15 protein-coding genes and 1 tRNA gene are annotated in these 14,460 nt (G+C 69.5%); 8 read left to right on the top strand and 8 right to left on the bottom strand.

Annotated elements, in window-relative coordinates:
• Positions 1-105: 105 nt before the first annotated feature.
• The 3 genes from IT306_01135 to cobS are packed head-to-tail and all read right to left on the bottom strand — an operon-like array spanning position 106 to position 3,714.
• Positions 106-1,656 carry a cobyric acid synthase gene (locus IT306_01135; protein ID MCC7366992.1) on the bottom strand — a complete coding sequence of 517 codons (1,551 nt, stop codon included), beginning with the start codon at positions 1,654-1,656 and terminating at the stop codon, positions 106-108.
• 10 nt (positions 1,657-1,666) lie between these two features.
• Complete coding sequence (cobT, locus tag IT306_01130; protein MCC7366991.1) at positions 1,667-2,806, bottom strand: nicotinate-nucleotide--dimethylbenzimidazole phosphoribosyltransferase; 1,140 nt, start codon at positions 2,804-2,806, stop codon at positions 1,667-1,669.
• Positions 2,803-3,714 carry an adenosylcobinamide-GDP ribazoletransferase gene (gene cobS / locus IT306_01125; GenBank protein MCC7366990.1) on the bottom strand — a complete coding sequence of 304 codons (912 nt, stop codon included), beginning with the start codon at positions 3,712-3,714 and terminating at the stop codon, positions 2,803-2,805. Before cobS ends, cobT begins: the two co-directional genes overlap by 4 nt.
• Before the next feature lie 137 nt (positions 3,715-3,851).
• On the opposite strand from cobS, the gene IT306_01120 reads away from it, so the two are divergent.
• Together IT306_01120 and IT306_01115 are read left to right on the top strand one after the other, a co-directional pair.
• A complete protein-coding gene (locus tag IT306_01120; GenBank protein MCC7366989.1) occupies positions 3,852-4,802 on the top strand; it encodes a hypothetical protein in 951 nt (316 codons plus the stop codon).
• Entirely contained in the window at positions 4,802-6,514 is a 1,713-nt protein-coding gene (locus IT306_01115; GenBank protein ID MCC7366988.1) for an AAA family ATPase, read from the top strand. Before IT306_01120 ends, IT306_01115 begins: the two co-directional genes overlap by 1 nt.
• 49 nt (positions 6,515-6,563) lie before the next feature.
• Here the strand turns inward: IT306_01115 and IT306_01110 are convergent, their stop codons facing one another.
• On the bottom strand, positions 6,564-6,887 hold the full coding sequence (locus tag IT306_01110) for an NIPSNAP family protein (protein ID MCC7366987.1): 324 nt from the start codon (positions 6,885-6,887) through the stop codon (positions 6,564-6,566).
• Between the two features lie 414 nt (positions 6,888-7,301).
• On the opposite strand from IT306_01110, the gene IT306_01105 reads away from it, so the two are divergent.
• From IT306_01105 to IT306_01080, 6 genes are all read left to right on the top strand, one after another.
• Positions 7,302-7,622, top strand: coding sequence for a Rieske (2Fe-2S) protein (locus IT306_01105; protein ID MCC7366986.1), 321 nt, complete (start codon positions 7,302-7,304; stop codon positions 7,620-7,622).
• Positions 7,594-8,442: a hypothetical protein gene (locus IT306_01100; protein ID MCC7366985.1), complete on the top strand. Its 849-nt coding sequence runs from the start codon at positions 7,594-7,596 to the stop codon at positions 8,440-8,442. Before IT306_01105 ends, IT306_01100 begins: the two co-directional genes overlap by 29 nt.
• Before the next feature lie 60 nt (positions 8,443-8,502).
• Entirely contained in the window at positions 8,503-9,324 is an 822-nt protein-coding gene (locus IT306_01095) for an MBL fold metallo-hydrolase (protein MCC7366984.1), read from the top strand.
• Complete coding sequence (locus tag IT306_01090) at positions 9,314-9,499, top strand: hypothetical protein (protein MCC7366983.1); 186 nt, start codon at positions 9,314-9,316, stop codon at positions 9,497-9,499. Before IT306_01095 ends, IT306_01090 begins: the two co-directional genes overlap by 11 nt.
• A 57-nt stretch (positions 9,500-9,556) precedes the next feature.
• Positions 9,557-9,642: transfer RNA gene (locus IT306_01085), tRNA-Leu, on the top strand.
• Positions 9,643-9,746: 104 nt separating this feature from the next.
• On the top strand, positions 9,747-10,232 hold the full coding sequence (locus IT306_01080; protein ID MCC7366982.1) for a response regulator: 486 nt from the start codon (positions 9,747-9,749) through the stop codon (positions 10,230-10,232).
• Positions 10,233-10,304: 72 nt separating this feature from the next.
• Here the strand turns inward: IT306_01080 and IT306_01075 are convergent, their stop codons facing one another.
• From IT306_01075 to IT306_01060, 4 genes are all read right to left on the bottom strand, one after another.
• Complete coding sequence (locus tag IT306_01075; GenBank protein ID MCC7366981.1) at positions 10,305-11,399, bottom strand: serine hydrolase; 1,095 nt, start codon at positions 11,397-11,399, stop codon at positions 10,305-10,307.
• Between the two features lie 236 nt (positions 11,400-11,635).
• The gene (locus IT306_01070) at positions 11,636-12,016 is read right to left on the bottom strand and encodes a LysM peptidoglycan-binding domain-containing protein (GenBank protein MCC7366980.1); all 381 of its coding nucleotides are present in this window, start codon (positions 12,014-12,016) and stop codon (positions 11,636-11,638) included.
• A 640-nt stretch (positions 12,017-12,656) separates the two neighbouring features.
• Positions 12,657-13,868, bottom strand: coding sequence for a cellulase family glycosylhydrolase (locus IT306_01065; GenBank protein ID MCC7366979.1), 1,212 nt, complete (start codon positions 13,866-13,868; stop codon positions 12,657-12,659).
• Positions 13,869-14,026: 158 nt separating this feature from the next.
• Positions 14,027-14,374, bottom strand: a complete 348-nt coding sequence (locus tag IT306_01060; protein MCC7366978.1) for an MGMT family protein — start codon at positions 14,372-14,374, stop codon at positions 14,027-14,029.
• Between the last annotated feature and the right edge of the window lie 86 nt (positions 14,375-14,460).

Raw genomic sequence — 14,460 nt, 5'->3', positions numbered from 1 at the left:
AGACGGGGTTTGGCGACGCCGAGCGTGGCGCAAGGTCGGGCCGGTGAGCCTGACCAGAACAATTGTACGGGTTGTTGCCGAGGCCGCGGGGCGGTCCGGCGCTCGTCAGCCCAATCCGCTGGCTGCGAGCAGCGGTCGGAGGTCGAGCGAGGCGCGCACGGCGTCGGCAAGACGGTCCAGCTCGCGGCCCCGCTCGGCGGCGAGATTGCGGCGAGGTCGGTCCTCGGCCCGGCCGGACTGTCGGGCCGGAGCCTGCGCGGCCAATCCGTCGACGATGCCGTGGCGGAGGGCGTCGTTCTCGAAGAGGCCGTGCAGGTAGGTGCCGGCAATGAGACCGTCCCCCGAGACCAGCCCGTCCAGCTCCCTGACCGACTCGCCCGAGCGGGTGTCGATCCGCACCAGCGGCTGCAAGGCCGCTCCAGCCACGCTGCGCCCCATGTGGATCTCGTAGGCGACCACGTCAGCGCCCGCGGCCTCGCCGAACGGCCCCACCGATCCCAGCAACCGCCCGTGGACGCGCACCGTGCGCTTGGTGGTGGCAAAGGTCGTCTCGACGGGCAGCAGCCCCAGGCCGGGCACGCTGTCCATGCCCGACTCGGCATGGTCGGGGTCGTGGATGGCTGATCCGAGCATCTGGTAGCCGCCACAGATCCCGAGGATTGGCGTCCTTCGCTGCGCCAGCCCCAGGACGCCGTCGGCCAGACCGGTCCGCCTGAGCCAGTCGAGGTCCGCGACCGTCGTCTTGGTGCCGGGCAGGATCACGAGGTTCGGCTGCCCCAGGTCCGCGAGTTGTTCGACATAACGCAGGCGCACGAGTGGCTCGCCGGCGAGCGGCGCGAACTCGTCGAAGTTGGCGATGTGCGGCAGCCGGATCACGGCGATGTCGATCCGGCCACTCGGATCGGCCGTCGAGGCGGCGTCGTCCAGCCCCAGCGAGTCTTCCTCCGGCAGATCGAGCCGCGGGAGATGGGGCACGACGCCCAGGACCGGCACGCCGGTTCGCTGCGTCAGGAAGTCCAGACCCGGCGCCAGGATGGCGGGGTCGCCACGGAACTTGTTGATCGCGAAGCCGGCCACCAGCGCCCGCTCGTCGGGGTCGAGCAGCTCGAGCGTCCCGAGCAGCGAGGCGAAGACGCCGCCCCGGTCGATGTCGCCCACCAGCAGCACCGGCGCCCGCGCGTACCGGGCCACCCGCATGTTGGCGAGGTCCGTCGCCTTCAGGTTGATCTCGGCGGGCGAGCCGGCCCCCTCCGCCACAACCACGTCGTAGCGGGCGCGCAGCCGGTCGAGCGCCGCGGTGACGTGCGGCCACAGCTCCAGCTTGCGGCGCTGATAGACGGCGGCCGGCATCGAGCCGATGGACTGCCCGTTGACGATCACCTGCGAGTGCGCGTCGGCCTCGGGCTTCAGGAGGATCGGGTTCATGTCGATGCTCGGATCGAGGCCGCACGCTTCGGCCTGGAGCGCCTGCGAGCGGCCGATCTCGCCGCCCTCGGCCGCCACAAACGAGTTCAAGGCCATGTTCTGGGCCTTGAACGGCGCGACCCGATAGCCGTCCTGCTTGAGGATTCGGCAGAGCGCCGTCACCAGCGTGCTCTTGCCGGCGTGCGACGCGGTGCCCTGCACCATCAGGACGGGGGCGAGCCGTTCGGTCATCGGAGCAGCGTCAGCCGCCGGTGCGCTGCTGCGCGTTGCTCATCCGCGGGGCGTCGCCGACAACCGCCTCGGATTGGGTCGAGACGCCCGCCTCCGACTGGGTCGAGACGCCCGCCTCGGCGAAGGTCGCCATCTGCCGTGGCAGCGCGCAGGCCGCCCGGATCAGGTGCAGGGCGACAGCCGCGCCGCTCCCCTCGCCCAGACGCAGCCCGAGATCCATCAGCGGCTCAAGCTCCAGCAGTTCGAGCACCACCCGGTGCCCTGGCTCCACCGACCGGTGCGAGGCGATCAGGTACGGCTGGACGCTCGGGACCAGCGTCACCGCCAGCAGGGCCGCCGCCCCGACGATCAGGCCATCCAGCAGCACCGGTGCCTTCGCCGCGGCCGCGCCGAGCATCGCGCCGGCCAGCGCCCCGATCTCGAAGCCTCCCAACTCGGCCAGCGCGCCGAGCGGGTCGGATGCATCGACCTGGGCGCGCGCCAGCGCCCGTTCAATGACGGCCACCTTCCGCTGCCAGCCCGGGTGATCCACCCCGGTCCCCAGGCCGGTCACGTCACGAGGCGGACGCCCGGCCAACGCGGCGATCAAGGCCGCGCTCGCCGTTGTGTTCGCGATGCCCATCTCCCCGAGCGCGATCAGGTCCGCGCCATCGGCGATCAGCTCCTGTGCCAGGGTGATGCCGACCTCGACGGCGCGCACGGCCTCGGCGCGGGACATCGCCGGCCGCTCCGCAAGGTTGGCGGTTCCTGGCGCGATCGGTCGGCGCAGGATGCCTGCCGGCGGCTCCGCGCCCTGCCAGTCGATGCCGAGATCGGCCACGACCAGCCGCGCGCGGGCGTCCTGCGCCAGCACGTTGATGGCCGCCCCGCCCCGCGCGAAGTTGCGGACCATCTCAGCCGTTACCTGCCTGGGGTAAGCCGAGACGCCGGCGGTGGCCACGCCGTGATCGGCTGCGACGACGAGTACCGCGGGCTGCTCGACTGCCGGGAGCGCGCAGCCCTGGATCGCCGCCAGGGTGACGTGCAGCCGCTCCAGCGTACCCAGGCTGCCGGCTGGCTTGGTCAGCAACGCCTGCCGGCGGCGCGCGGCAGCGGCAGCCTCCGCGTCTGGCTGGCCGATCCGCGCGATGGTCGAAGTCAGGAGGTTCATCCGAGTCCCCGAAGGTTTAGGCCGAGAGCGACCAGTACGCCGGTCTCCGTCAGCTCGCACAGGGCGCCGTACGTATCGCCCGTCAGCCCGCCGAGCCGCGCCGACGTGTAGTGTGCCACGAGCAACGCCAGCGTGCTGGCGGCGAACCAGATCACGATGCCGGCCACGCCCAGCACCAGGACCGCGACCTCGGCCGCGATGGCCCCGGCCACCACCACGTGCGGCCAGCGCAGCGACTGCTTGAACGCCTGGCCCATCCCCTCGCTGCGGGCGTATGGGAACTGGCTGGTCACCAGGACGATACTCCACCGTCCGAGGCACGGGGCCACCAGCAGCGCCCCGAAACGCAGGTGGGGCGGCAGGCTCGCCAGAGCGCTGACCTTCAGGCCCAGCAGCAGCACGATGGCGACGACCCCGTACGCGCCGGCCCGTGGATCGCGCATGATGGCGAGGCGACGGTCGCGGTTGCCCGAGGCGAAGAGGCCGTCGAACGTGTCGATGACGCCGTCAAGGTGCAGCGCTCCCGTCAGGGCGGCCAGCAGGATCACCAGCAGGGTGCCGCGGACCCACAGGGGAACGTACGGCTCCAGGATGCGATCCGCGATGGCGAGGACCGCTCCGAGCAGCAGCCCGATGAACGGGAAGAACGCCTCGCTGCGGCCCAGATCGCGCGGACGCGGGAAGCGTCGGACGACGGGCGGGAGGATCGTCAGGAACTGGAGCGCCAGGAAGGGCGCATAGAGCCACGACTCCACCGGTCCAACCTCGCGGGGGGGCGGCTGGCTCGCGGGGATCGTGGGCGGGAGCTTCGGGGCGGCGGCTTCGCCGGCCACCGCTGGGCTTGCCCCGGTCGCGGGAGCGTCCGTCTCCGTTGGCCGCTGGCCCGTGGCAGCGTCAGTCTCGTTCACGGCGAGCATTATAGAAGCCCCCATTGGGCTGCCAGAGTCGCGCACCGGCGCTGCGGCGTCTCGGAGCGAACCCATCCAAGATGGCGCACCGTCCTGTACAATCAACCGGCAAGCATGTGCATCGGGACGGCTCCATCATGATTCGTGTGCTGCGCCTACCTGATCTGGTCGGCGTCGGCATGTTTCTTCGCCGCCCTGATACCACGGAGTTGACCTCGCACACCTGGCCCCGGGTGCAGCCGGAGACCGGGCATCTGCCAACCGGCGCCGCGATCTGGCAGACGTTGGGGATGTCCTGGGAGCGGGTCTGGGTCGCGTCGGGCGAATCGGGAGTCGATGGGCTGGCGGTGGCCCGTCCCCGCGCCGACGGGCTGGTCTGGGACGCCGAGCACATGCTGGTCAGCGGTGGCAAGGACGGCGTGGCCGAACGGCTGCTCGAAGCGGTGGGGCAGTACGCGGTGACACACGGGGCGCGCCGGGTATTTTTCGAAGCCCCGGCCGGCATGGCAAGCGCCGAGCTGGCGAAGCGGTCCGGCTACGAGCAGTACACCACGACGACGCTCTATAAACTGCCGGCCCCGTTCAAGATCCCGACCCTGGAAACACTCGACGGGCGGCCCCGGCTGCGGGCAGACGAGCAGCCCCTGTTCAACCTGTATGGCGCGGCGGTGCCCCAGCTGGTGCGGGCCGCCGAGGCGTTGACCTACGACGAGTGGTCGGCGCTCCACCGAGGGCGCAAGCGGTGGTCGCCGGCGCTGCTCGGAGACCGGCACCAGTATGTCTGGGAGATTGGCGCATCGCTTGCGGGCTGGCTTGAGGTCAACTACGGGCAGAAGAGCCAGTACCTTGAGTTCATGATTGACCCCAAGTACGAAACGATGATCGACCGGATGGTCGCGTTCGCGATGAAGCAGCTCAGCGAAAAGGCAGCGGTGTACGTCTCGGTACGGCCGTACCAGTCGGTGCTTGGTGCGGCTCTGGAGCGGCGTGGGTTCGTGGTGGGCGCCCGCTACGATATCTACGTCCGTCAGTTGAGCGTGCGAGTCCCTGAGACCACGCTCGTTCCTGCGAACATCGTCGGAGGCTAATGGCCGACAGACTCGGACAACCCATTTCGCAGCCCCAGTTGCAGGTCACAGACGATCTCGGACTGCTGCTGGACGTGCTGCCGCCGCGTATCCGTCTCCCACTCGAGGCACTGCCCGATCAGACCGATCTGCTCGAAGTGGTGATGGATCTCGGCCGACTTCCCGAAGCGCGCCTGCCAGGTCGGGAGGTCATGCTCGCCGAAGAGCCGGTGACGGTCGACGACATCGACCACGTCATCGGCCGCATCGGCCAGTTCGGAGACGACAACCGCGCCGGCATCGAGCGCACGCTGCACCGCATCTCGGCGATCAGAAGCCGCGACCGTCGGGTCATCGGGCTGACCTGCCGGGTCGGTCGGGCTGTCTACGGCACCATCTCGATCATTCGCGATCTGGTGGAGTCTGGCAGCAGCGTGCTGATGATGGGCCGTCCAGGTGTCGGCAAGACCACGATGCTGCGTGAGGCGGCGCGTGTGCTGGCGGACGACCTTCGCAAGCGCACCATCATCGTGGACACCTCGAATGAGATCGGCGGCGACGGCGACATCCCGCACCCCGCCATCGGACGGTCGCGGCGGATGCAGGTGCCCACGCCCACCGCTCAGCACGGCGTGATGATCGAGGCCGTCGAGAATCACATGCCCGAAGTCATCGTCATCGACGAGATCGGGACCGAGCTGGAGGCCCAGGCGGCGCGCACCATCGCCGAGCGCGGCGTGCAGCTCATCGCGACGGCTCACGGCAACACGCTCGAGAATCTGATGCTCAACCCGACGCTCGCCGATCTGATCGGCGGGATTCAGACCGTCACGCTCGGCGACGAGGAGGCGCGCCGACGCGGGACGCAGAAGTCCGTGCTGGAGCGGAAAGCGCCGCCCACGTTCGACGTGGTGGTGGAGATCCAGAACTGGAACCGCGTCGCCGTCCACGAGAACGTGGCCGATGTGATCGACGCCCTGCTGCGCGGGCACGCGCGGCCGGCCGCCATCCGGTACCGCGACGACCGGGGCGAGGTCCAGATCGAGAAGCCGCCACCACGGCGGGCCGGCCCGCCACAGCTCCTGCCGACCTCGGATGGCGAGGCGCCCGCGCCGACCCCGTTCGGGCGGGGCCGGGTGCGTGACATCGGCGAGCGGGACCGGGACCGAGACCGTGCGCCGGACCGGCCGCGCGAGCGGACCGATGGCGAGCGTGCGCCGCGCCTCAGCCGAGACCCGGAGCCGGGGACAACCGCTGGCAACGGGAAGACGCTGGCGCTGTTCGCCTACGGCGTCAATCGCTCCCGCACGGAGCAGATGATCCGCGCGATGCATCTGCCGGTCGTGCTGACCGACGATCCCAACGACGCCGACGTGGTCATGACGCTCAAGAACTACTATCGGCGCAAGCCGCAGCCGCTTCGGGACGCCGAGGCGAACGGCACGCCGATCCACGTCTTGCGCGGCAACAGCGGCGGCCAGATCGAGGAGGGCCTGTCGCGGATCGCCCAGATGGATCGATCCACGACCTCAGCCACCACATCAGCGCTGCAGGAGACCGAAGACGCCATCGCACAGGTGCTTGAGGAGACGCGGCCAATCGAGCTGTCTCCGCAGAGCGCGTACGTGCGGCGGCTTCAGCATCAACTGGCTGAGCGGTACAACCTCGGGTCGCGGAGCCTGGGGCGGGAGCCGTATCGGCGGGTACAGCTCTTCCCACGCGACTTCCCGTAGCTGCCAGGAGGGCGACCACCGGCCGAGCCGGCGAGCGCCCTCCTCCCGGCTACTGGACCGACGAGTACGAGGTCGGACGCAGGAAGCTGTTCCTGACGCGCGCCACGATGGGACCGTTCTCCTCGGTCTTGGCGCGCTTCTCGTTCCACTCAGGATCGGCCTGGAACTTGCCCCACTTCTGCTCGCGCTCGGCCAGGCTCTCCCAGGCCAGCAGGTAGATCAGTTCGTTGCTGGTGCCGACATCGGCGGTCCAGAAGCCGGCCTGCTTGATGCCCAGGCGGTCCCAGATCTTGGTGGTGATCGTCTCAAAACGACGATTGAGGTCCGGCAGTCGGCCTGGAACCACCTCGTAGATGCGGAGCTCGTAGATCATCGACGTCCTCCATCAGTGCATCATGGACATCCGATGATAGCAGGCGGCCCCTGCTCGCCATCCGGCAGCCGCGTCGGGACAGGGCGATTGCACGTTGGGCTTGCCGTGCAGCGCCGTCGGGGCTTGAAAGCCCCGCCTACCATCCTGCAGTCGCTTCGCGACGCTCCGGTCTCACCTGTTGCCGCTGCTCCCGGCGTCCGTCGCGCAGCGACGGAGCGAGTGTAGGCGGGGGTTTCGACCCCCGCCTGCGCGTTGCATGGCGTTGCGGGAACGTCAACGAACATGCAATCGCCCTGCGCGTCGGGACTTGATCGTGTTTGACGAGGAGTTGCGGCAATAGCCCCTCACCCCCCGACGTCGCCGCTCGTATACTCAGGACGTGAGCAGTCGTCGCCATGCCGGGAAGGTCGGATCGTGAGCCGGGCGCCGCGCTATGTGCCGGTCGGGCCAGCCGATGCCCTCGCAGATGGCCAGCGCCGTGAGTACGTGGTCGAAGGCCGCGAGCTGGTGGTCGTACGGCTGGACGGCGCGTGGTTCGCCCTGACGAACCGCTGCCCGCATCAGGGCGGCCCACTCGGGCGGGGGCGGCTGGAGCAGGGACAACTGGTCTGCCCGTGGCATCAGTGGCGGTTCGACCCGCGCACGGGCCGCTCCTGCTGGCCCGAAGGGTACACCCGTGTCGCCCAGTACGCCGTGAAGGTCGAAGATGGACAGATCCTCGTCGACCTGGGCTGACGATCGGCTACACGGCCCGGACACCGACGTGCCGGTGACGCCACGGCTGGCTGCGACCGTGATCCTGGCCCGTGATGGCGCGGACGGTCGCCTGGAACTGTTCATGGTCAGGCGCGGTCAGTCGGCCCGCTTCGCCCCGGATGCCTACGTCTTTCCCGGCGGGACGGTTCGAGCCGACGACCGCGCCCCTGGCGGCGAACCGCCGCTGACGGGCCTGACGGCTGAGGCCGCCCACGCACGCCTGGGAGCGCGGGGCGGCGCACAGCCAGACACTCCCGGCGACAGTCTCGCGCTGCACGTGGCGGCCCTGCGGGAGCTGTTCGAGGAGGCCGGCGTCCTGCTGGCGTACGCTGGCGAACGGCCGGATGCGCCGCTCGATGCCGAATCGTGCACGGCGCTGGCGGCGCTGCGACCGCGGGTGCAGGCCGGCAGCAGCCTGATCCAGATCGCGCGGGAACGGCGGCTGGCCCTGACCCCCGAGCACCTCATCTACTTCTCGCACTGGATCACGCCCGCCGTCTCGCCGCGCCGCTACGACACACGCTTCTTCGTGGCCGAGGATCGGGCCGAACAGACCGCGTCGCATTGCGGCGTCGAGACGGTCGAGGGTGGCTGGTTCGCTCCCGCCGACATGCTGGCGCGTGCCGACGCCCGCACGGCCACGCTGGTCTCGGTGACCGCCGAGCATCTTCGGGTGATCTCACGCTGCCAGACGGCCGGGGCGCTGTTGCAGTTCGCCCGATCCAAAGCCATCCGTACGGTGGTGCCGATCCGCGACCATGGCGGCTGGGACATCGGCGGGGCGGATCTGCCATGGTAGGCCGAATCGTGGCGGCGCATCGCCCTGTCGGACGCCGTCAGACCTGGAGGACTGTTGACGATGGCCGGTGACGCCGAGCAGTTGTCGCCGCTGGTGGCGCGCGTGCTGGCCCCCAATCCGTCGCCCATGACGCTGACCGGCACCAACACCTACCTGGTCGGTCGGGCCGAGGTGGCGGTGATCGATCCCGGTCCGGACCTCCCCGAGCACGTCGAAGCGATTGTCGAGAACCTCCGACGCCTGGGCAAGCCGGCCATCGCGCTGGTCACCCACCATCACGACGATCATCTGCCGGCCGCTCGCCGCCTCCGCGAGCGGCTCGGGATGCCGATTGCCGGCCACCCGGACCTGCCGGGCGTCGATCATCCGCTCGGGCACGGCACGCGGATGGAGTTCGCGGATGCCTCGCTGACGGCGCTCCACACACCCGGGCACACCTGGGATCACGTCTGTTTCCTGCTCGAACCGGAGCGCTGCGTGTTCACGGGCGACCTCGTCGCCGGGACAGGGAGCCTGGTGGTCGGGCCGGGACAGGGCGAGCTGGCGGCCTCGCTCACCTCGCTCCAACTGCTGGCCGATCTGACGCCGATGGTGCTCTATCCAGGGCACGGACCGGTCGTCGCAGACGGCCCCGGCAAGCTGGCCGAGTACATCGAGCATCGAGCCGAGCGCGAGCGGCAGGTACTGGACGCCCTCGCGCACGGCGTTGCGCTCATCCCAGCTATGGTGGAACGGATCTATCCTGGCCTTGCGCCCGCGCTCCACGGCCACGCCGGCCGGAACCTGCAGGCCCACCTGTTCAAGCTGGAGGACGAGGGCCGCGCTCGGGTTGACGACGAGCGCTGGAGCCTGACGGACCTGGCCGCCCACCATGCTCGATAGCGTGCCCACGCCGCTGCTCTTGCTGCTCCATGAAGGCGGCTGGGATGAAGTCCTGATGGTAGCCGTGGGTCTCGGGCTGGCCTACCTCGTCATCATGTGGACCGGCCGAAGGAGCCGCCACGACGACGATGAAGATGACGACGACAGTACGGACGAAGCTGACGGGGTGTCCTGAGAACGGCCGATGGAGTATCGCGCACGGAGGCGGCCGCTCCAGTACAATAGACCTCAGGCCGAAGTGGCGGAATGGCAGACGCGACGGTCTCAAACACCGTTGAGGTAACACTCATGGGGGTTCGAGTCCCCCCTTCGGCACCAGTACCGGAGTGCTCCCGTGCGGGATCACGCGCGACCGGGCCGCTCGTCAGGCAGCCACCTGGCTGGCGGGCGGCGGATCGGTGAATCTCGGCGAGGCAGGAAGCGTGGAGCACGACCAGCGGCGCACCGGGCAGGCGGACAGCCAGAGCGCTGACTCGCGGGACGCGCACACGAGCGATTCATCCACGGTCGCCGGCCGCTCCCGGCGGACAACCCGTTCCGCGAAGCGTGTGCTGGTCGTCGAGGACGACGAATCGGTCAGCAGTCTGCTGGTCGATCTGCTCGAAGATCGCGGCTACCGCGCCATCCCGGCGCTGGATGGGCAGACGGCCGTCGCGCTGGCCCGGGAGCATCAGCCAGACCTGATCACGCTCGATCTCGCGCTGCCAGGGAGCGACGGTCACGAGGTGCTGGCAAGCCTCAAGGCGGACCCGCGCACCCGCGACATCCCGATCGTCGTGATCTCGGCGTTTACGCAGATTCTGCCGGCCGGCGAGCGGAAGAAACTGGCCTACCTGCTGGGCAAGCCGTTCGACGTGACAGAAGTGCTGGAAATCGTGCAGGCGACGGTCGGCAACCCGTACGTGTAGCCGGCATCGGGTTGACGCCCGACGTCTGGCCCGCCGACCGTCACGCGCACGGTGCCGTGTGCCGCGCGAGACTTACTGGCCGGCCGTCGTTTCGCCGGAGGCAGGCGCGGGCGCGGCGGCAGTCGCCATCGTCTGCTGCTCGAAGAAGTCGTAGACCGACTTCGACAGGTCGCGGATGTAGCTGGGTGAGCCGCGCGGATCGACGCTCTCCGTCATCACCACGATGACGTACTTGTACTTCGGCGTCAGAATGATCCCGGCCTCGTGGCGCGCGCCGGGGATCTCGCCCCACTTGTGGGCCACCTTGACGTCCCAGGGCAACGCCTCGCCGAGCAGGTCGCTGGCCTGCTTGAGCGACAGCAGCTTCAGCGCTTCGTCCGACGTCTGCTGATCGACCAGCCGCCCGGTCGCGATGGTGTCGAGCAGCATCGCCATGTCCTGCGGGCTGCTGACATACGGTCCGAGGCCGTTGTTGGCGTTCTGCGCCCGGAAATCGGCCAGCGAGGTGGCGTTGAGGCCCAGGCCGCGCATGGTCTGGTTGACGTTGTTCAGGCCCGTAATGTCGATCAACATCATGGCCGCGATGTTGTCGCTTTCGGCGATCAGCAGGCGCAGCAGCTCGCGCACCTCGATGGCGTCCCCAACGCGGCTCTGCAGCACGCCCGAACCGCCGACCCAGTGCGCCTTCTGCACGACAAAGGTCTGATCCGCCGAGATCCGCCCCAGCCGGATCTGTCGAATCGCCTCGACCATGATCGGCACCTTGTACAAGCTTGCCGCCGGGAAGACCCGATTCGGATTGATGCTGGCCTCTGCGCCCGTCGTCAGATTCCGCACGTAGAGGCCCACGAACCCATTGGCCGGCGCCTGCCGCTCCAGCAGGTTGAGCAGCGCGACGTCCAGGTGTGGCCCGCGTGGAGCGGGCGGCGGCGCAGCGACAGCAGCCACCTCAGGCTGAGCCATCACCGCGGCCACCTCGGACGACTGCATCGTCTCGACGGCCGTCTCGGTGAGCTTCCAGCCGGCCAGGCCGATGAATGCGCCGACCAGCACGTACGCAGCCAGGGCGGCGGCGATGGAGCGGCCACGCAACCCGAAAAACGGGCCGTGGCGCGGCGGGCGGCTTCCTGGACGGAATGACGACTTCGGGACAGCGCCGCGTGGCACGGCTGCCGGGCCCCGGTCGGCCGACGGACGCGCACGGGTCGCGCGTCGGCGAGCTATCGATTGGGACACGGAACCTCCGGCCGGGCTGTCGAGCATGGCTCGGGCAGCGCGAACGCTGCAGCAGGCACAGCGAGTATAGCCGGCGGCTGGTGTTTCGTCACGTCACGAAGGACGCACAAATGTGAGAACCTGGGATTGCACATTCATCCCAACGCGAACGACGCCGCCGCCTGCGCCTACGGGACGATCAGCCGCTGACCGACCGACAGCGAGTTGCGATTCTCCAGGTTGTTGATCGACGCCAGCGCGTCGAGCGACGAGCCGTGCCGCCGGGCGATGCTGTTCAGCGTGTCGCCGGGCACGACCGTGTAGTTCGGCTGAATCACGCGGATCTCGGTGGTGACCGCGCCCTGCTGTGGCTGCCCGGCCGCGGGATCGGCCTGGGGCGGTGCGGATTCTGCCGGAGGCGGCGCCGGCGCCGTGGCCACCGGGCGGGCTGGTGCAGCCGTGCCCTCCGGCGGAAGGGCTGCCACGGCCCGGCTCGCGTCGTCCCAGATCCGCACCAGCACCATCCCGAGCACCATGCCGGCGCAGACCACCCCGAACCCGAGCAGCATCAACCGGTGAGCGCGGGTCAGGCCCGTCTGGAGGGGTGGCGCTTGCGGCGCAGCGGCGCGCGGCGGCGAGTCTGGCGTCACGGCGCCTCCGGGTGTCCACGGCTCGCGGCGGCCTGCGCCCCCTCGGGATCGCGACCCCGGCGTGATCGACACCACGCGCGGGTAGCCATCCTCGTCGTCGTCCAGCGTCTCGTCCGCCAGCCTGTAGGAACGCACCAGGATCTGCCTCGGGGGAAGGTGATCGCCGGCCGATTGTAGCACCTTCGTGATACCGGCGGGTGTGATGCCCCAGGGCGATTGCACGTTCGTTGATGTTCCCGCAACGCCATGCAACGCGCCGTCGGGGGTTGAAACCCCCGCCTACACTCACTCCGTCGCTGCGCGACGGACGCCGGGAGCAGCGGCAACAGGTGAGACCGGAGCGTCGCGAAGCGACTGCAGGATGGTAGGCGGGGCTTTCAAGCCCCGACGGCGCTGCGCAACCTGCTCAACGTGCAATCGCCCTGTGTGATGCCCCGCCCGCCTCGGGCTTCCGGAGGGCATGCTGCCAACGTGGTCAGGGTGCAGAACGGCCCCGGCTCGCCTGCACGAAACGGGGCCGTTGGGTTGTCGATGCCCGACTACGTCGAACGGTGCTGCGCTACGGAAGCTCGCCGGACTGCCGGGCTGCGCGCAGGCGGGTCAGCGCCGGCCGGTCGCTGCCGTCCGAGTTGCCAACGGCCCACCACAGCTCCTCGCGCTCCGGTCCCCACTGCGGGTCAGGCAGCGTCCAGAGCGTCATCACGCCGATCCACGGCGACCAGTTCTGATGCGCCCACTTGTAGGCCGCCACCAGGTATTCGGCGTGCTGGTCGGGGGTGACGCGGTGCCAGGCGTAGGCCGGGTTGACCTCGTCAGTCGTCCAGCCGAACTCCAGCAGCCAGATCTGCTTGTTGGCGTCGCCATTGTCCACCATGATCTGGCGGAGATCCTCGACCCGCCGGAAGGTGAACGAGCGGTGTCCGCCCCAGAGCGGGCTGGTGGCGGCCTCGTCTGGGCTGATGTTCGGTGGGGCCTTGAAGCCCGGGCCATGCGCGCCGAGCACGTCGAAGTACGCCTTTGCGCCGGCGTCGTACATCCACTGGAGGTAGATGTCGTCCGGACGGGCCGTCTCGTCGTTCCAGCCCGTCGGGGAGAGGCCCGCCGTCACGATGGCGATACTCGGATCGACGGCCTTGGTGGCCTCATAGGCGGCCTTGAGCAACTGCACGTACTCGCCGGCCGAGGCCTGCGTGAGCGGCTGGTTGCCCCACTCGCGCGCGAGGTTCGGCTCGTTCCAGACCTCGATCGCCTGGAGCGGCCCGATCTCGGAGTTCGCGCTGTACCGGCTCGCCAGCTCGCCGACGAAGCGTCGGAAATCGTCGTAGTTGTCGGGCGGGCCATTGTGCGCGCGGTCGGCCCGCGCCCAGTCGGGCTGGAAGTCCAGCCGGGCGATGATCTTCACCCCGGCGGCCTTCGACGCCCGCACGACGCGGTCGGCCTCGCCCCAGTCGTACTGGCCGCGCACCGGCTCGATGTCGCGCCACTTGAACAACGTCTTCTGCCAGGTGAATCCGGCGTCGCGGACGCGACTGAGGTCACGATCCGTCGTCGTCGGGTTGCCCCACACGAAGATGTTCATCCCGTATTCCGGGCTTTTCGCGCGGAACGGCGAGGTGATCGACGCGGCCGGCCGGGCGGGGGCCGGCGATGCTACCGGCTGCACTTGCTGGACCGATTCGCTCGCCGGCGGCGGGGCGGCCTGGCTGATCGGCGCCGCGAACAGCGCGGCTCCGGCCAGCAAGGCGGCGAGTGCAGGCGCAACGTTCTTCACAGGGCCTCCGAGAGGATGATACGCACGTCGACTCGTCAGAAAACGCTGGTCGGGCCGATTCTGGGAACGTGTTTCCAGAACGATCTCGCGACAGTGCGGTGTCGCTTATGTTACGCAGCCAACAGCTAGCCCGCTCCGATGTCGTCGCCACGAGCGCATCACGGATCGGCCGGCCGGTCGAGCTGCGCGGCCTCGTCGTCGGTGGGCCAGCGGTGTCTCGCCAGCTCGCACTGCACTGGCCCCGTGAAACGCACGCCCTCGTCTTCGAGCAGCGCCCGCTGCACGCTCGGGTGCCCGAACGCCCAGCCGCCGCTGAGCACGCCCTGGGCGTTGACCACGCGATGGGCTGGCACATCGTCCGGACAGTGGCGCATGGCCCAGCCGACCAGCCGTGCGCTCCGGAATCGCCCGAGTACCTGCCCGATGGTCCCGTAGGTGGTGACCCGTCCGGGCGGCACCAGACGCACCAGGGCGTACACCTGCTCTGCGAACTGCTCTGAGGACATGGGTGTATGGTAGTGTCGCGCGAGCCGTGTCGGCGGCTATCTTCAGCAGCGTAGGACATCCGTCCGCAGGGCGCTGCGCGTACTCT

This window comes from Chloroflexota bacterium, from assembly GCA_020850535.1.
In the GTDB taxonomy this organism is placed as follows: Bacteria; Chloroflexota; UBA6077; order UBA6077; family JACCZL01; genus JADZEM01.
The sequence above is the reverse complement of the archived record's forward strand: the minus strand, read 5'-3'. Positions and strand labels throughout refer to the sequence as shown.